Origin of the sequence: Streptomyces sp. NPDC057638, from assembly GCF_042800315.1 — a bacterium.
In the GTDB taxonomy this organism is placed as follows: Bacteria; Actinomycetota; Actinomycetes; order Streptomycetales; family Streptomycetaceae; genus Streptomyces.
Genome location: NZ_JBHVHF010000022.1, coordinates 1 through 16,613, shown reverse-complemented (window position 1 = coordinate 16,613; position 16,613 = coordinate 1). Strand labels below are relative to the sequence as shown.

The window sequence follows — 16,613 nt, the reverse complement described above, 5'->3', positions numbered from 1 at the left end:
TGCTCCGCCGGGGCGCGCGGACGCGGGAGAGGCAGGTGACGGCCGCGACACGCCCCTCCCCGGATGCCTGCGGAGCGCCTCCCGTCAGCCCACCTGACCCCGCGTCGGACGCCCTCCCCGTCCCGCGTACACCATCGCCCCCGCGCCCCAGAACAGCAGCGCGGTCACGGTGGCGCCGAGGCCGTCGTCCTCCGCGAGCAGCCAGGTCCACAGCCAGGCCACATCCGGCTCGGCGCCCAGGGTGAGCGCGAGACCGGAGAAGAGCAGCGGCGGCAGCCAGGCCGCCGCCGCGCCGAGGGCGACAGCGCCCAACAGGCCCACGCCGCACAGGGCGATGACATTGCGCGCGGCGGAGAGATCACCCCGGCCGTCGAGGATCTCGTCCGGGAGCGCCAGCAGCGCCCCGGCCGCCGCGAGCGCGGTGAGCGCGGCGGCCTGGGCGAACCGGGTGCGCGGCAGCCGGGCGGAACCCAGGGCGTCCCAGCCGTGCAGGGGGCTGTGGGCGGTGGCGGCGAGGACCGCGCCCGCCACGGCGGGCAGCAGGAGCAGCGCCGCCGGGACACTGCGGTCCGCGCCCTGGCCGACGCGGACCAGCTGGCCGCTGGTGACGGCGGCCGCCACGGAGACCAGCACCAGCAGCGCGACGGCGGTGGCCAGCCGTCTGCTGCGGCAGAACAGCGCGATCGGATGGGTCATGGGCGGAAGTCCGCCCCGGTGAGACGGCACTGGGAGAACGCGTCCCAGTGGCGCCCCAGCCAGCCGCCGACCTCGCGCTCCGGGGTGCCGGTGAGGAACGCCTCGGCCGCCTTCATGCCCGGCGTGGGCGCGGCGAAGCCGGGTATCGCGGCGGCGGAGGCCGCGCCCTGGGCGATCCACTGCTGGGTCATCCGGGAGAGGGCCTCGCCCTCCTGGGTCGCGTTCAGACAGCTCTCGGGGCGGACCAGATAGGCGATGAAGTCGCCGACGGCCTCGCCCTCCCAGCCCGGCCGCAGCGAGGTGAGATAGACCGACCGGCCCTCGCCGACCTGCCCGTAGGTGCGCTGCACCAGCCGGTCGAGCCGGGCGGGGGTGGCGTCGAGACGGGACTGGAGGGGGCCGCCGAAGTCGCGCTGGAGGGTGGGCAGGGCGGAGCGGAAGGCGGGGTGCACACAGACCTCGGGGGTGCCGCCCGAGGTGCAGGAGGTGGCGAGGACGGCGCTGTCGGACCGGGCGGCGATGGTCTGCTGGAAGCGGCCGTCGAAGCCCGCGACCAGCACGATCCCGGTGACGGCGAGGGCGAGCGCGGGCACGGCGGCCGCCGCCAGCGCCCGGCGCGCGGCCGTCCCCCACAGCACCGCGCAGGCCAGCACCGCCAGCAGCCCGGCGAGCCAGACGGCCTGGGCGGTGTAGACACCGTCGGCGGGGACGCCATAGGGGTCGACCAGCTCGTCCAGGTAGGGCGAGAGCAGATAGGCCGTGTCCGACCAGTCGAAACCGAGGGCGTAGATCCCGTACGGGAGGACGGCGGCGAGCGGCGGCGCGAACCGGCTCGGCCAGGCGCGGCCGATCGCGAACCCGGCCGTCGTCCACACCAGGAGCCCCAGCCAGCCCACGGCGAGCCCGCTGACGCTGATATGCCCGCTGGGGCCCTGGGCGAGGGCGCGGATGCCCGCCGCCACGACCACGACCCCGTACAGCACCAGGGTCCACAGCCACAGGGCGACAAGCTGGGCGGCGAGCAGCCACCACGGCGGGATGTCCGCCAGCGCCCGCAGCGACGCCAGGCCCAGCCGCCGCTCCCGCGAGCCGGACCAGGCCGCGAGGCCCGCCATGCCGCAGCTGCCGAGGATCCCGGCGAGGATCACCGCGTGCACGGTGGAGGGCCAGAACCCGACGCCCGGCAGCATATTGCCGAAGGTGTTCCACACCTCGACGAAGATCAGCAGGGGGACGGCCCACGCCTGTCCCCAGCCGAGGAACTCGATCCTGACCCCGCGCGCGAAGTCACCGGTCTTCCTCATACCGCGCCCTCCCCGCCCGTCGCGGCGCTCTCGCCGGGTGCCGGGGTGCCGGCGCCCTCGCCACTCCCCCCGTACAACAGCGCGTTGTAGCCGCGCTCCAGGTCGTTGTCGCCCAGGTCGCCGTCGCCGCCCGCCGCCGCGAGCGCCCCGGGGGTGCCCTGGAAGGCGATGGCCCCCTCCGCCAGCACGAGGACCGAGCCGCAGACGGCGGAGACATCATCGGTGAGATGGGTGCTCAGCAGGACGGGCGTGGTCTCCGCCAGCCGCCGCACCAGGGCGCGGAACTCGGCGCGCTGCCGTGGGTCGAGCCCGACGGTCGGCTCGTCCAGGACGACGAACTCGGGGCGGTGGATCAGCGAGGCCGCGATCCCGGCGCGCTGGAGCATCCCGCCGGACAGCTTCCGCATCCGGGTGTCGGCGCTCGCGGTCAGATCGACCAGGGCCAGGTTCTCGGCGACGGCCGCGCGGGTCCGGTCCCGGTCGAGCCCCTTCGTCCAGGCGACATAGGAGAGGAACTCGGTGACGGTGAACCCCGGGTGGTAGCCGAAGCGCTGCGGCAGGAACCCGACCCGCCCGCGCACCTCGGCCCGCCCGGCGTCGTCGTCCAGCCGGTGGCCCAGGACGGTGACCTCGCCACCGGCCGGGGGCAGCAGGGTGACCAGCGTTTCGAGCAGGGTGGTCTTCCCGGCCCCGTTGGGTCCCAGCAGCCCGGTGACCCCGGACTCCAGGGTGAAACTGACGCCGTGCAGGACGGTGCGGCGACCCCGCCGCTGAACCAGCCCCTCGGCCTTGACTGTAACCATGCCCGAACCCTCCCCCAGCCGGCCGGCGACCACCGCCCCCACTGAGCCTCGCACCTGCCACTGACACGCCGGATGCCTCCCCGCCGCGCACTGCGGGAGGAGGCATCCGACGCGAACTGCCCCACGAGCGTTCTCACGTGTCACTGACACGAGTGATCACGCCGTGATCATCCCGCCCGATCAGCAGGCGGTGATGTGACGCGGGGTGGTGTCGTGGTGGCCCCCGCCGTTCCAGTAGCCCCGCGCGTAGTAGCTGCGGCGGTTGCCCTGGTCACACGTGCCGACGGTGGCGCTCCAGTTCTGCCGGGGCCCGGCCTGGCTGTTCTTGGCCGTCAGCGGGTCGGGCAGCAGGTTCTTGTCCCACTTGATCTCGACGATCAGCGTGCCGCTGGCGCTCCGCGAACAGGCGGCCGTCGCCTTGCCCGTCATGTAGCCGTTGGACGCGTTCGTCAGGCTGACACTCGGCTCCGGGCACCCACTGGGCGCGGCCCACGCGGGCGCGGCGGCCACCAGGCCACCGAGCAGAGCCGCGCTCACGGACGCGACGGCGATTCCGGTCTTCTTGTTGAGACGCTTCATGGTTCCCCTCCCAACGCCTGCGAACAGGCGCACAGACATGCCACCGCTCTCGCGGAAGCTCGACAAATGACGGCGACCGGCCGAACGGGCCGGACAAACGGGCTGGTCAGGCCCTGCCGGTGCCGCTGCGAAGACCACCGGCGAGTGACCGGAGATCTTGGCGGCGTTGAACTTCTCATACGGCAATGAGCACGTCAATCAATCTTCTGCTGCGGGAGGGGACTCCATGTGCGGTGACGTGTAACGGACTTGACGGATGGGCGGTACGGGATCTAGGGGGCCGCTCACCGGGCTACCGGCCGGGGCGCACAGCGGCCCGCGCTACGGGCGCCGGGCCAGCAGATGGGTATCGAGGAAGCCCCGCTCGGTCGCCGGGTCGTGGAGCAGCCGCGCCACCGTGACAAGCCCGGCACCGGCCAGCAACCCGGCGAACCGCTCCACCGGCCAGCTGTAGGCGGGTGCCACCTTGTGGTCGAAGCGGACCGGCTCAGGCCCTTCGGTCCCGAAGAGGGACACCAGGAGCAGACCCCCCGGCGCCAGGACCCGCGTCTGCTCGGCGAGCAGTGCGGGCAGTTCCTCCGGCGGGGTATGGATCATCGAATAGTGGGCCAGCACCCCGCCGAGGGCACCGTCCTCGACCGGCAGGGCCTCCATGCGCCCCTCGTCGAACCGCAGCGTCGGCTGAGCCCGCCGGGCGTGGTCGACCATGGCCGGAGAGAGGTCGATCCCGAAGGCGTCCAGCCCCACGTCGTGCAGCATGGCCGTCAGATGACCGGGTCCGCACCCGACATCGGCCACCCGCAGGTTCCCCGTATCCCGCACGAGCTCGGCGAAGACACCGATCATGTTCCGCGCGAACGGCTGCGACTCCAACCGGCTGGTGAACATGGACGCGTAGAGCTCGACGATCCCGTCGTAGGCCGCCCTGGTCTGATCCTGGTGATTCAACACGGGCAGGAAGTTAACACCCGGGCTGTTTGCGGCCGTTCTCCGGCCCTTCCACCCGTGACCGCGTCCTGTCACCCGTGGAGACGGGACCCTCCCACGAGGGCGGTCCGGTGTTCCACCCAGAGCCGCGCGGTCCTCTCCATATCGCGTAGCCACGCCTGCTCGGGGAACCGCAGCGCGCGATGGCGGAACATACGCAGGTTGGCGCGGGCGAACGCGTCGATCCCTCTCGGGTCCGATTCCGCCCAGGCCGGGCAGGGAGACACCAGACGCTCCGCATCCGCCGGGGCATGACCGGCGGCGATGAGCTGGAGCACCAGGAACGAGGGGTCGACAAAGCGAGCACCCCGCGTCGGCCAGGCCCAGTCGACCGCCCAACTGCCCGCCTCGCCGACAAGGAAGTTGCCCGGTGCCACATCTCCGTGGATCAGGCTGTCGCCCCGGAACAGCAGGGCTTCAGCCTCATCGGCGGCGAAGGCGTCCCACCGTGTTTCGTGCCAGTCCTCGGCCAGCTCAGGCAACGGGATCTGCCCGATCCGGCCGAGCAGATCGAGCACGGCCGGAAGGTCCGGGGAGCCGGGCTCGAAGCGGGCCGGTCGGCCTTCCACCCGCTCGAAGCCCAGCACGGTCCAGCGGTCGTTCTCCGTATGCCAGCGCAGCGGAGGGGAGACCGACCGCACGGCATCGTTGATCACCCGCTCCCGCACCAGCGAGTCCCGGCGCCCCCCTGCCCGGTTCCGTACCCCCTTGACGAAGAAGCGCCCCAACTCGCCGTCGATCAGCATCAGAACATCGGACATGAACCCTCGTTCGGTGGGCCACATCTCCACGATGGGGCCGGTGAAGGGCTCCACCAGGTGCAGAAGGGTGGAGTCGGGGAGGCGGTCGGTCATACGCCAGCTTCCTTGTGGACTAATTCCTGGGAGAGCATTCGGTGCCGGGGTGGCCCGGGCTGCACTCCTCGGGAACGGTTCCCGGGTTGCATTTGTTGCCCCCGTCATCTTCACCATCGTCCCCACCGTCGCGCACTGACTCACGGATGAGGCCCTTCGTGGCACCCATGACGGGGCCGTCCAGAATACGGTCCAAGCTGACGTCGGCGATGTTCCCCACGCCAAGGAAGGGGGTGAAGACGCACGGCGTGACGGTGCCGTCGGGTCCCACCGCAGCTCGGTCCGTCCCACACCTCCCGCAGAGTCCAGACAGATCCGCCTTCTGGTCGCCACCGCACACAGCCCGCCCGAAGGGACGGACACGGTCGATCTTGATCCGCTTCACACCCAGAAGGGCCAGTTCAGCGCGTGTCTCACGGACACGCTGCATGTCATCGCAGACGATGATCGAGACGACGGGCTCAATGCCGAGGGCGAGGGCCTTGGCGATGTTGCCGCGTGTGTGGCGATGACTCGACCTCTGGGTGATCGTGTTGTGCTGGTCAGCCTCATCCGAGTAGTAGGACGTCGCCAGCGTGACGCCCTTGTCCTGGAAGATCTCCCACCACTCCTCGGTGATGTACACCAGGTTGGTGAACACCTCCAGTTGCATTCCGCGCCCCAGGATGTAGCGCGCCAGGGGGATGGCGTCAGGGTGCAGGGTCGGCTCTCCGCCGATCAGCTGAATCCGGGCGATACCTCGCTCCGCAGCCTGGTCAACGACCCCCATCCAGTCCTCGCGCCCCAAGGCCCCGTGCTCCCCTCAGGGCCGGAACCGTTGTAGCAGTGACCACAGTTGAGCTGGCATTTCCGCGTCAGGTCAAGCCACAGCAGACCCTCCGCCGGTAGCGTGCTTAAGGATCCTGTTGCTGTTCCTGTCATGTCCTTCTTCCTTTCTGCTCCAGGAAGCGACGGAGGCCCCGATGGGCCAGTGAGGGGCTGCAGAATACGCATCGCCCCTGCGAATGGGCCCCTCAGCAATGGGGGCGTACGGACGTGAACCCCACGCGTGAGGCGCGCAGTTGCGTTACTCCCAGCAGTTGCCTTTGCGGGCACGCCATGGTGGGGCGCCTCCGATGGGAGGACTTACACGCCATCCCCAGGGAGACGCCAGATGCTCCACCTGGGAAGGCCCGGCCTAAGACGTCGTTTCAGTTGGTGAGTCTGCGGTGGCAGATGAGGGCTGCGGCTATGCCGACAAAGGCGAGGAAGTGCTCTGGTTTGCGTTCGTAGCGGCGGTGGAGTCGTCGGCAGCCGGCCAGCCATGAAACCGTGCGCTCGACCACCCAGCGGTGGCGGCCCAGCCGCTGTGAGGACTCGACGCCCTTACGGGCGATGCGGTGGCGGATGCCTCTACCGCGGAGCCATCGGCGCAGGTGGACATAGTCGTAGCCCTTGTCACCGTGGAGCTTGGCCGGGCGGCGTCGGCGCGGTCCCCGGCGGGAGCGGATGGGCGGGATGCCGCGTACGAGGGGCTGGAGGCCGAGACTGTCGTGCATGTTCGCGGCCGAGATGCCCAGCGACAGGGGCAGTCCGTTCCGGTCGGTGATCAGGTGGATCTTCGACCCGCTCTTGCCACGGTCGGTCGGATTCGGTCCGGTCAGTGGCCCCCTTTTGCGGCCCGGACGCTCACGGAGTCGATCGCGCACCGCGACCAGTCCAGCTCACCGCGGGCGCCGAGTTCGTCCAGGATCACGCGGTGGAGCCGTGCCCAGACGCGGTCCCGGCTCCACTGGGCGAAGCGGCGGTACACCGTCTGCCAGCACGGACCGAACACCGGCGGCAACTGCCGCCACGTGCAGCCGGAGGTAGCCACGAAGACGATCGCCGCCAGGGCCTCCCGGTCACCCGCCCGCCGCTTGCCCCCACCCTGCGGACGCCGGTTCTCCGTCGGCGGCACCACCCGCCGAAACAGCACCCACAACTCATCCGGCACCAACCGCTCAACCAGATCCGTCATACACAGCTCAACGAACGATCAAGCCAACAGAAACGATGTCTAAGAGGGCCTAGCGATCCGCCCGCCCTCCCACTCCTCCCGGAGAATCCCGTACACCACGGAGTCGCGCCAGGCACCACGCACCCGCACATGGCCACGGATGCGGCCCTCCTCCGTGAAGCCCGCGCCGAGCAGCAGCCTCGCCGCAGTGGTGTTCAGCGGCGAGCGGGCCGCCCAGAGGCGGTGGAGGTCCAGGTCCTCGAAGGCGAGGGAGAGCAGCATCCGCAGGCACTCCCTGCTGTAGCCCCTCCCCCACACCTCCGGGTGCAGCGCCCCGCCGAGCGTGGCCGCGCGTTGCTGATGGGGGTCGAACGCCATCCGTGCCAGGCCGATGAGCTCCGGGGAGTCCCGTTCGGTCACCGCGAGGACGTACTCCTGGCGCGGCAGCGCCGAGGCCGACGCGACGGAGCGCGTCACGATGTCGGTGACCTCCTCACGCGTACGGGGAGGGAAGCTCAGATGCCGGGTCGCCCTCTCACTGCCGTAGATGGTGAACACCGCCCCGGTGTCCTCGGTCCGCAGCTCACGCAGGCAGAGGCGCTCTCCCGCACAGACAATGGGGTACATGTCACGGCATCCTTCCGGTGGCTAGACGGGCAGTGCGGGCCCACGGCGGGTGCTGAACGCGGCGATCTCCTCGCGCAGATCACCGGCGGGACCGCTGCCGGGACTCGTCAACAGGGCCCGCACCCGGTGCACCGACCCCACGATCCCGGCGTTGCGGCGGGCGGGCGGGAGGTCGAGGACGGGACGCATCGCCTCGGCCGTGCCCTCCACATCACCGGTACGGAGACGGGCCACCGCGAGGTTGGCGCGGCAGCCCGCTTCGGCGGCGAAGGACCAGGAGGGGCTGGTGGCGTCGCTCAGTCCGCCCACCGCGTCCTCCGCCCGGCGGAGCAGGTCAGGCCCGTCCGCCCGCAGGAGGACATGGGCCTCGACGCTGGAGTACATCTGCCGGGCCCTCGGGAAGAAGAAGTTCCCGCCCAGGGAGTCCAGGTCGTCGGGTTCCGTGCGCTCCCGCAGGGTCTCGGCCCGCCGGTCGGCGGCCCATACGGCCTCCGCGTCCCCCAGCAGGGCCGCCGCGCGCGCCTCGTGGGCGGCCAGCCACACCGCGACGGTTCCCCGCAGCCCCTCCGCGAGCGCCGCCCCATGACGGGCGTAGTGCAAGGCGTCCTCCGGACGCGGACCCCAGTAGGCGATCATCGACTGGAGACCCCGGACCCAGGCACGCAGTGCGGCGTGCTCGGCCTGGTCGGCGCAGACCGCGGCGGTACGGGCCTGTGCCATGGCGGCTTGGGGCTCGCCCAGATCGTGGCTGGCCTTCGCCAGCATTCCGCACTCAAGCGTCGCCAGAACGTAGAGCTCGCGGATCTGTGCGGGCCGGGCCCGGCCGCTCTCCAGCAACCGGAACGTCCGGTCCTGTACATGGACGAGGTCGTCCAGGACCGCTCCCACGGGAACGCGAAGGTGAATCCCGGCGATGCGCCGCACCTCACTCTGAAGGTAGTCCAGGGTCTCCATCCCGACCTGGTTCCGCTCCGCCCCCATGGCGAAGTCCATCGCTCGTCGTGCGGCCATGTTCGCGTGCCTTCCCATTCCTCGCCGTTGCGCCGCCGCATCGGCGCCGATGTGCGTATCCGCGCTGATGTCCATGACCAACGGGGGGTCATCGCTTTCGCGCGAGATCGCGGCGGAATGCGGGAGGGATAAGCCGCCGCCCGGAACACCTTCGGAAAGAAGCTGATTGACCGGCCTGCCGAAAAGGTGGCTGAGTACCCGTCGCGCGGAACTCTGGGGCCTCACCCGGCCGAAGTACCAGCGCTCGAAGGTGCTCTCGGAGAGAGTGAGACGGGCCAACGACGGATCTCCCGTCTCCTTCGCCAGCCGCTGGGCCGCACGTTCGTACTGGTGGACAAAGGCCGGGTAGTCCGTCCATCCCTGTTCGTCGATGAGTATCCGGAGAAGCCTGGGCATGACGCCTCCTCTGCCGCGTGACTCATGCGTGTCGCCACGACGGTAGAGCGATCCGACCGTGGATTTCGCCGCCCTCAGAAAAGTGAGGCCACTCTGACCCGGATCTGACGGAACTCTGCGGAGACCCGTGTCCGCGTGGTTGGACTATGACGCCGAGCTGGCGGTGGAAATGCCCGGGAACGGCTTGCGAAGATCACGTAAGCGAGAGTCCGCCGGTCATCATCGGCCGCTTTCCGCCGTCCCATTTCCACGGAACCAGCCTGGTCACCCCCCGACGGGCTGGTGAGCGGAGGAGTCATGGCACGCCCCACGAGCCTCGACGCGAAGGCCACCCTCAGCCTCACTCTGACGGTCCGGCCGGACGAACTGACCGGTGTCCGGCGCCGGGTCATACAAAGCGTGCGCGCGGACGGATTCGGCGCCATCGCGGACGATGTGGGGCTCGTCGTGGGTGAGTTGCTCACCAATGTGCATGAGCACGCGGAAGGGGTCTGCGAGGTGGAGATCCACCGGGCGGGCGCGCGGCTGGTCGTCCGCGTCAGCGACACCGTCCCCACCCCGCCCACCACCCTCCGCCACCGCCCCGACGGTACGGCGGAGAGTGGCCGGGGCCTGCTGATCGTGGACGCGCTCACCGAGTGCTGGCACACCACCCTCACCCCGACCGGAAAGGTCATCACCTGTGTCTTCCGTATCCCGTCCGGGAGGTGACCCGGTGAGCGCCACCGTCACCGGGAGCGAGATCGTCAGGGTGCTGGCCGGGTATCTCTGGGACCACCCCGAGGAGACGGACGGGCTCGCGCCGCTCTATGAGGCGACCCTGGACCATATCCGTGACGGCGGCTGTCCCCACCGGGAGCGCTGTCCGCATGTCCTGGCCGGGGCCGTTCTCGTCAATGAGCGCCATGAGGTGCTGCTGTTGCGGCGGGAGGGGGTGTGGGGGCTGCCCGAGGGGCCGCCGCTGCCCGGGGATCACACGCTGGATCACACCGCGCTGCGGGTGCTGCGGGACACGACGGCCCTGCATCACGCGTGGGGGGATCCGGCGCCCTTCCATATCGATCTGGGCGAGTCCCTCATCCGGTCCCGGGTCGGCTTCCGCTTTCTCTTCCACACCCACACCACCGCGCTGCTCTCGGTGCTGACCCGGCACGGTCTGGCGCAGTGGGTGCCGCCGCACACCCTCGGCACGCCGCTCGCCGGGCGGATCCAGGCCCGGCTCGTCCGGCGCGCGTGAGTCCCGGCGGCCTGTTCCCGGGTGGTGGTCACCCGGGCGGGCCAGCACCGCGCGCGTATCGCCCGCGCGGCCCGGAGGCTGGAGTCGGCCCTCGTCCCCAGCCCCACGGGGCCGTCTCGCACGGACTGGCGGACAGGGGCCACGAGCGCCACGCTTCCCCCGTCCCCTCTCCCGAAGAGAGACGACCATGACCGGTCACCAGCGCCCCGTGGTGCGGGCTCACGAGACGGGTGGAAGGGCGGAGGACTATGGGCGGCCTCGGGTTCCAGCATCTGGCCGCGGTGGTGGCCCTGATCGTCGTGGGCATCACCCTCGCGGGCTTCGGCTGGCGGATGTCCAAAGGGCCGGAAGGCAGGACCGCCCGGGTGGAGGTCCTCTCCGGCATCGGCGGCGGGCTGATCACCGGTTTCGCGGTCGGCCTGAGCGTACTGTTCCTGGAACGGGGCTTCGTCGCCGCGCAGGAGCGCGCGGTCTGGCGGGCCAACGTCGAGATCGCCGAGAGCATCCCCGGGTTCACCCCAGGGGATCGGCCGCTCAACGGCATCCACTTCACCGGCAAGACGCTGAACGACGCCGACTTCAGCGGCCTCGATCTGCGGAGCAAGAGCTTCCGTGACACGGATCTGAAGGGCGCCGACTTCGACGGCGCTGATCTGCGCGGCGTCGATTTCACCCATGCCAATCTGGAGACCGCCAGCTTCCGCGAGGCCGACTTGTCGGGCGCGCTGCTGCTCAGCGCCAATCTGGGTCAGGCGGAGCTACGAACCGTCACGGCGATGAAGGGCACTCAGGTGAACCCGATGACCTGCTGGCCGCCCACGTTCCTAGCGGAACGCCCGGATCTCGCGGCCCAGGTCAAACCCATGGCGCTCTATGACGAGCAGGGCAAGAAGGTCAAGGGCAGAGGGAGGAACGGCCCCTGCCCCGACTGGCCCAGGTGAGTCGGACCCGGTTCGGTCCTCCGGGCGGGCCCGGTGTGCCCGGACCTTCTCGCGGTTGCCGCAGCGTTCCATCGAGCACCAGCGGCGGCGGCCGGGGCGGGAGGTGTCGGCGAAGAGGAGCTGGCAGTCGTGGGCCGCGCAGACGCGGACGCGGTGGGCGTGGGGGCCGGTGAGCACCACGGCACGCTGATCCAGAACCTCAGGGCCGCGGGTCATGGGGCGGAGGGGTCGACGGTCACCGCGCATGGCCGGGACTCCTGGCGGGATTACGCCGCCGTCCGCCATCCGGACGACCCGGTGAACGACGCCAACGGCGTCGGTCTGGGGCGGCGCCTGCTCTTCCAGCGGGTCCCGGAGACCAAGACCGGGAAGAACCGGCTCCATCTGGATCTGCATGTGGGCGACGAACGGCGGGCGGACGAGGTCGCCCGGCTGGAGGCCCTGGGCGCGACGGCGGTGGGCCGCCAGGACGGGCCGATGGGCAGCTGGGTGGTCATGACGGACCCGGAGGGGAACGAGTTCCGCGTGGCGTAGGGGACTCCTGAGGGTTCGTCACGATCCTTGCGGAGTACCGAGGACCAGCCGCCACGCCAGATCCGGCGCGGTCGGCGCCGTCCGTCCCGGTCTGAGCGAGCGCGGCTTCCCGAGCATGGCGGGCACGGCCTCCCGGGCGGCCTCCCGGGCGGCCTCCCGGGCACGACGGGCGCGCACCCCCTTCCCTCAGGGACGCCGCGCCCCCGTCACTCCAGGTCGTCCCGCCAGGTGAACCCCGCCAGCCCCCGGACCCGCTCCGCCCGGGGGCGGCGGCCCCGGGTCAGCCGCAGCGCGCCCCGGGCGAGGGCGGCCAGGAGCCCGAGTACCACCGCCGCCGCCAGCGCCGTGAGCAGGAGCGTGTAGAGACCGATGGAGAGCAGGCGCTCGACGACCAACCCGAGGAGTTCGAAGAGGACTCCGGGGCCATCGCTCCGGGGCGGGTCGGCGGTCATGGGGTCATGATGCCCAACCCGGGGCGGAATCTGATCGGTTGGCTGGGATTCACTCACCGACAGTGGTCCGGGGTTCGTCATGGATGCGACCGCATCTGTTCTCTATGCGAACACAACTGACCGGTTTCCGCCCTTGACCATCCTCTCAACTCTCGCTGAACTCTCAGAGCGCACCAGCACACCGCCGCACCTCACCCTCCACACCCGGCGCCGGTCGGGCCCGGCCGCCACCGCTCCAGCGTTCCTGAAAGCCGCGTCAGGACGTCCCGCAGTTCCGTCCCGTCCCCACTCGTACGGAATCCCCCGGAGCCCCCTATGACGTTCACCGTCGCCAGACGCACCGCCGTCACGGCCGTCACCACCGCGCTCGCCCTCGCCGGGCTGGTCGCCTCCGTCGCACCGGCCGCCACCGCCACCCCGCAGGTGTCCCCGCCCCGCGCGCCCGCCGCGCAGGCCCTGGCCGCGCCGGACATACCGATCGCCAACGTCAAGGCGCATCTGACCCAGTTCCAGGCGATAGCCGGCGCCAACGGTGGCAACCGGGCCCATGGGCGCCCCGGCTACCGGGCCTCCATCGACTATGTGAAGGGCAAGCTGGACGCGGCCGGATACACCACCAGCCTCCAGCAGTTCACCACCTCGGGTGCCATCGGCTGGAACCTCATCGCCGAGTGGCCCGGTGGTGACGCCGGCCAGGTGCTGATGGCCGGGGCCCATCTCGATGGTGTCTCCTCCGGCGCCGGGATCAACGACAACGCCTCCGGCTCCTCCGCCGTGCTGGAGACCGCGCTCGCCGTCTCCCGGGCCCAGCTCAGGCCCACCAAGAAGCTGCGGTTCGCCTGGTGGGGCGCCGAGGAGCTGGGGCTGGTCGGCTCCCGGTACTACGTCAACAACCTCCCGGCCGCCGAGCGGGCCAAGCTCACCGGCTATCTCAACTTCGACATGATCGGCTCCCCCAACCCGGGCTACTTCGTCTACGACGACGTCCCGGCGCTGGAGAAGGTCTTCAAGGACTACTTCACCGGCCTCGGGGTCGCCACCGAGATCGAGACCGAGGGCGACGGCCGCTCCGACCACGCGCCCTTCAAGGCGGTGGGCGTTCCCGTCGGCGGGCTCTTCACCGGGGCGAGCCGGGCCAAGACCGCCGCGCAGGCGCAGAAGTGGGGCGGCACGGCGGGCCAGGCGTTCGACCGCTGCTACCACTCCTCCTGCGACACCACGGCGAACATCAGCGACACCGCCCTGGACCGCAACAGCGACGCCGTCGCCCACGCCGTCTGGACGCTGGGCACCGCCCCCACCGTCCCGCCCGGCGACACCTACGAGAACGCCGCCGACGTCGCCATCCCGGACGGCGGCGCGGCCGTGACCTCCTCGATCACCATCTCCGGCCGTACCGGCAACGCGCCCCCCACCCTCGCCGTCGGGGTGGACATCAAGCACACCTGGCGCGGTGACGTGGTGATCGACCTCGTCGCGCCGGACGGATCCGTCTACCGGCTGAAGAACTCCAGCGCCAACGACTCCGCCGACAACATCATCGCCACCTTCCCCGTGGACGCCTCCAGCGAGCCCGCCAACGGGGAGTGGAAGCTGCGCGTCCAGGACGTCGTCGCCCAGGACTCCGGGTTCATCGACAGCTGGAAGCTGACGTTCTGACGTCCCGGGCACGCCTGGGGGCACCCCGTACGGACCGTACGAACGCGGGGTCGGGCGGTCATCGGTGGTCCGCCGCCGATGACCGGCTCTGATCGGACGACAGCGGAAATACGGCGGAGTCCCGATCGACACCGGGCGGAAACCTGACCGGTGTCCCATGGATCCCGTCCGGTTGCCCACCAGGTCGAACGGGCCCCCCGGGGCCCCACGGTCCACACCACCACCCCCCACAGACTGCGTGCGTGTGCCCCCACAGCACACGCACGCAGTCATGTCCGGGCCCGGCCAGGGCGGGCCGGGACGTTCAGGCCGTGATGTCCTTCGCCGTGAACCGCGCCCACGCCGCCGACCCGAACACCGCCACATAGACCGCCTGGAGACCGAGGTTCTTCCGGATCTCGTCCCAGTAGAACGGCTCCCGCATCAGATCCGAGAACGACAGCCAGTAGTGCGGGAAGAGATACGGGTGCACCGCGTCCAGCTGCGGGATCGTGTTCAGGATCTGCGCGGTGATCAGCAGCCCCACCGTGGTCGCCATCGCCGCGATCCCGCTCCCGGTGAGCGTCGACACAAACAGTCCCAGCGCCGCCACCCCGGCCAGCGAGGCCGCCACCACCAGCGCCACCAGACCCGCGCGCACCAGCCCCGCACCGAACGAGATCTCCGTCCCGGAGATCGTCGTCACCTCGCCCAGCGGGAACAGCAGCGCCCCCGTCACCAGCCCCGAGAGCGCCACCACCACCGTCGCCAGCAGACAGAACACCAGGGCCGAGGCGTACTTCGCGCACAGCAGCCGGGTCCGCCCGGCCGGGGCGACCAGCAGATAGCGCAGGGTGCCCGCGCTCGCCTCCCCCGCCACCGCGTCGCCCGCGATCACGCCCACCGCCATCGGGAGGAAGAACGGCAGGGTCGCGGCGAGGGCCGCGAAGACCAGGAAGATCCCGTTGTTGGTGATCTGGGAGAAGAAGGCCGGGCCCTCGCCGCTCTGGGCCCCGCCCCCGCCGCCGCCGCTCTCGATCCGGACGGCGACGCCGATGAGGACCGGGATGGCCGCGAGCACCGCGAGCAGCGCGAGCGTGCGCCAGCGGCGGACCGTGATCACCAGCTCGGAACGGAACAGGCCCAGCCAGCGGGGCAGCGGCGGGAGGCCCCCGCCCGTCTCGGCGACCCGGTCAGCCCGCGTATCTCCTTCAGCCCGTTCAGCCCGCGACATCGAAGCCCTCTCCCGTCAGCGCCACGAACGCGTCCTCCAGCGAGGCGCGCTCCACCCCGAACCCCCGTACCCGTACGCCCTCGCGCACCAGCGCGGCGGCGAGGTCGGACAGTTCCGTCTCCGGTCCCGGCGCGGCGCCCGTCACCCGCTCGCCCTCGATGGTGAGATCGGCGATCCCCCGCTCCTTCAGACAGCGGGCGGCCTCGGCCGGGTCCGGGGTGAGCACCGCCAGCCGCCCCCGGGCCCCGGCCGCCAGCGCGGCCACCGGGCCCTGGGTGAGCAGCCTGCCCCGGGCCATCACGGCGGCATGGGTACAGACCTGTTCGATCTCGTCGAGGAGATGGGAGGAGAGGAAGACGGTGGTGCCGTCGGCCGCCAGAGCCCGCACCAGGGCCCGGATCTCGCGCATGCCCTGCGGATCGAGGCCGTTCGTCGGCTCGTCCAGGACCAGCAGGTCACGGGGTTGGAGCAGGGCGGCGGCCAGCCCGAGGCGCTGTTTCATGCCCAGGGAGTAGGCCCGCGCCTTCTTGGCGGCGGCCTGGGCGAGTCCGACCCGTTCCAGTGCGGCGGCCACCCGGGCGCGCCGGGTGCGGGGGTCGGCGGCGGGGTCGGCGCTGTCGTAGCGGATCAGGTTGTCGCGGCCGCTGAGGAACCCGTACAGCGCCGGTCCCTCGATCAGCGCGCCCACGCGGGGCAGGACCGAGCGCGCCGCCCGGGGCATGGGCTCGCCGAGGACGGACGCGCTGCCCGCCGTCGGTTCGATCAGACCCATCAGCATCCGGATGGTGGTGGTCTTCCCGGAGCCGTTGGGTCCGAGAAAGCCGAAGACGCTTCCGGCGGGGACGGTGAGGTCGAGCCCGTCGACGGCGAGCTGTCCGCCCCGGTAGCGCTTGGTCAGTCCCCGGGTCTCGATCACGGCGGTCCTGTCCATCACCTCGCCCGGGCGTCCGGCGGCCCTGTCCGTCACCTCATCAGGGCGTCCGGCGGTCATGTCCGTCTCCTCGCGGTGCTGCCCCGGCGCCCGGTCATGTCCGTCTCCTCGCCCCGCGTCCGGTCATGTCCGTCCTCTCGTCATCTCGGGTCCGGTCCGATCCGTTCCGTACCCGGGTACGGACCGTTTCTGACCGTACGGTCCGTCCTGCCCCGGCCCGCCCCGGCCTCGTGCTCCTGGTCGCGCCTGCCCCGCGTACCGCCATCCCATCGTCCGCCGGTACGGTTCCGACCGCCCGCGCGGGGCCCCGTTCCCTCCAGGGGGCACCGTCACCGACCACGCGCGGTCCTCCCCGTCCGTTCAGCGGAACGGCAGAACAGCGGAACGACGCACCGCCCCGCCCGCGACGAG

The 16,613-nt window shown here is 71.2% G+C and carries 19 protein-coding genes; 5 read left to right on the top strand and 14 right to left on the bottom strand.

What is annotated here, in order from left to right:
* Positions 1-84 precede the first annotated feature (84 nt).
* The 10 genes from ACFVIM_RS05505 to ACFVIM_RS05460 all read right to left on the bottom strand — a co-directional run bounded on the left by ACFVIM_RS05505 (position 85) and on the right by ACFVIM_RS05460 (position 8,839).
* Entirely contained in the window at positions 85-696 is a 612-nt protein-coding gene (locus tag ACFVIM_RS05505; protein ID WP_384298801.1) for a hypothetical protein, read from the bottom strand.
* Positions 693-2,000 (bottom strand): hypothetical protein, encoded by a 1,308-nt coding sequence (locus tag ACFVIM_RS05500; protein ID WP_384298798.1) that lies wholly within the window; start codon positions 1,998-2,000, stop codon positions 693-695. The genes ACFVIM_RS05505 and ACFVIM_RS05500 overlap by 4 nt, the downstream gene beginning before the upstream one ends.
* Entirely contained in the window at positions 1,997-2,803 is an 807-nt protein-coding gene (locus ACFVIM_RS05495; protein ID WP_384298795.1) for an ATP-binding cassette domain-containing protein, read from the bottom strand. Before ACFVIM_RS05495 ends, ACFVIM_RS05500 begins: the two co-directional genes overlap by 4 nt.
* A gap of 180 nt (positions 2,804-2,983) precedes the next feature.
* Positions 2,984-3,382 (bottom strand): hypothetical protein, encoded by a 399-nt coding sequence (locus tag ACFVIM_RS05490; protein WP_384298792.1) that lies wholly within the window; start codon positions 3,380-3,382, stop codon positions 2,984-2,986.
* Between the two features lie 321 nt (positions 3,383-3,703).
* Positions 3,704-4,333 (bottom strand): class I SAM-dependent methyltransferase, encoded by a 630-nt coding sequence (locus ACFVIM_RS05485; protein ID WP_384298789.1) that lies wholly within the window; start codon positions 4,331-4,333, stop codon positions 3,704-3,706.
* 68 nt (positions 4,334-4,401) lie between these two features.
* Positions 4,402-5,223, bottom strand: coding sequence for a protein kinase (locus ACFVIM_RS05480; RefSeq protein ID WP_384298787.1), 822 nt, complete (start codon positions 5,221-5,223; stop codon positions 4,402-4,404).
* Positions 5,224-5,242: 19 nt separating this feature from the next.
* Positions 5,243-6,010, bottom strand: a complete 768-nt coding sequence (locus ACFVIM_RS05475; RefSeq protein ID WP_384298784.1) for a radical SAM protein — start codon at positions 6,008-6,010, stop codon at positions 5,243-5,245.
* A gap of 403 nt (positions 6,011-6,413) precedes the next feature.
* Positions 6,414-7,222 (bottom strand): IS5 family transposase gene (locus tag ACFVIM_RS05470; protein ID WP_384298781.1). Its coding sequence is split into 2 segments (ribosomal slippage): positions 6,414-6,865 and positions 6,865-7,222, totalling 810 coding nucleotides; the frame shifts between segments, so codons are not numbered across the junction.
* 39 nt (positions 7,223-7,261) lie between these two features.
* Positions 7,262-7,828, bottom strand: coding sequence for a GNAT family N-acetyltransferase (locus ACFVIM_RS05465; RefSeq protein ID WP_384298778.1), 567 nt, complete (start codon positions 7,826-7,828; stop codon positions 7,262-7,264).
* Positions 7,829-7,849: 21 nt separating this feature from the next.
* Positions 7,850-8,839: a hypothetical protein gene (locus ACFVIM_RS05460; protein WP_384298775.1), complete on the bottom strand. Its 990-nt coding sequence runs from the start codon at positions 8,837-8,839 to the stop codon at positions 7,850-7,852.
* A gap of 693 nt (positions 8,840-9,532) precedes the next feature.
* Here ACFVIM_RS05460 and ACFVIM_RS05455 point away from each other — a divergent pair.
* From ACFVIM_RS05455 to ACFVIM_RS05445, 3 genes are all read left to right on the top strand, one after another.
* Complete coding sequence (locus ACFVIM_RS05455) at positions 9,533-9,946, top strand: ATP-binding protein (RefSeq protein ID WP_384298772.1); 414 nt, start codon at positions 9,533-9,535, stop codon at positions 9,944-9,946.
* A 4-nt stretch (positions 9,947-9,950) separates the two neighbouring features.
* The gene (locus tag ACFVIM_RS05450) at positions 9,951-10,472 is read left to right on the top strand and encodes an NUDIX domain-containing protein (protein WP_384298770.1); all 522 of its coding nucleotides are present in this window, start codon (positions 9,951-9,953) and stop codon (positions 10,470-10,472) included.
* A 248-nt stretch (positions 10,473-10,720) separates the two neighbouring features.
* Positions 10,721-11,413 carry a pentapeptide repeat-containing protein gene (locus ACFVIM_RS05445; protein WP_384298767.1) on the top strand — a complete coding sequence of 231 codons (693 nt, stop codon included), beginning with the start codon at positions 10,721-10,723 and terminating at the stop codon, positions 11,411-11,413.
* On the opposite strand, the gene ACFVIM_RS05440 is transcribed toward ACFVIM_RS05445, so the two are convergent.
* The gene (locus ACFVIM_RS05440; RefSeq protein WP_384298765.1) at positions 11,297-11,629 is read right to left on the bottom strand and encodes a CGNR zinc finger domain-containing protein; all 333 of its coding nucleotides are present in this window, start codon (positions 11,627-11,629) and stop codon (positions 11,297-11,299) included. The genes ACFVIM_RS05445 and ACFVIM_RS05440 overlap by 117 nt on opposite strands.
* Here ACFVIM_RS05440 and ACFVIM_RS05435 point away from each other — a divergent pair.
* A complete protein-coding gene (locus ACFVIM_RS05435) occupies positions 11,543-11,947 on the top strand; it encodes a VOC family protein (protein WP_384298763.1) in 405 nt (134 codons plus the stop codon). The genes ACFVIM_RS05440 and ACFVIM_RS05435 overlap by 87 nt on opposite strands.
* Positions 11,948-12,153: 206 nt before the next feature.
* Here the strand turns inward: ACFVIM_RS05435 and ACFVIM_RS05430 are convergent, their stop codons facing one another.
* Complete coding sequence (locus ACFVIM_RS05430) at positions 12,154-12,399, bottom strand: hypothetical protein (protein WP_384298761.1); 246 nt, start codon at positions 12,397-12,399, stop codon at positions 12,154-12,156.
* Positions 12,400-12,714: 315 nt separating this feature from the next.
* Between ACFVIM_RS05430 and ACFVIM_RS05425 the strand changes: the two genes are divergently transcribed.
* The gene (locus ACFVIM_RS05425; RefSeq protein ID WP_384298758.1) at positions 12,715-14,058 is read left to right on the top strand and encodes a M28 family metallopeptidase; all 1,344 of its coding nucleotides are present in this window, start codon (positions 12,715-12,717) and stop codon (positions 14,056-14,058) included.
* Positions 14,059-14,362: 304 nt separating this feature from the next.
* Here ACFVIM_RS05425 and ACFVIM_RS05420 read toward each other — a convergent pair whose 3' ends face one another.
* Positions 14,363-15,271: an ABC transporter permease gene (locus ACFVIM_RS05420; protein WP_384298755.1), complete on the bottom strand. Its 909-nt coding sequence runs from the start codon at positions 15,269-15,271 to the stop codon at positions 14,363-14,365.
* Positions 15,258-16,202, bottom strand: coding sequence for an ABC transporter ATP-binding protein (locus ACFVIM_RS05415; RefSeq protein ID WP_384298883.1), 945 nt, complete (start codon positions 16,200-16,202; stop codon positions 15,258-15,260). The genes ACFVIM_RS05420 and ACFVIM_RS05415 overlap by 14 nt, the downstream gene beginning before the upstream one ends.
* Positions 16,203-16,613: the final 411 nt, after the last annotated feature.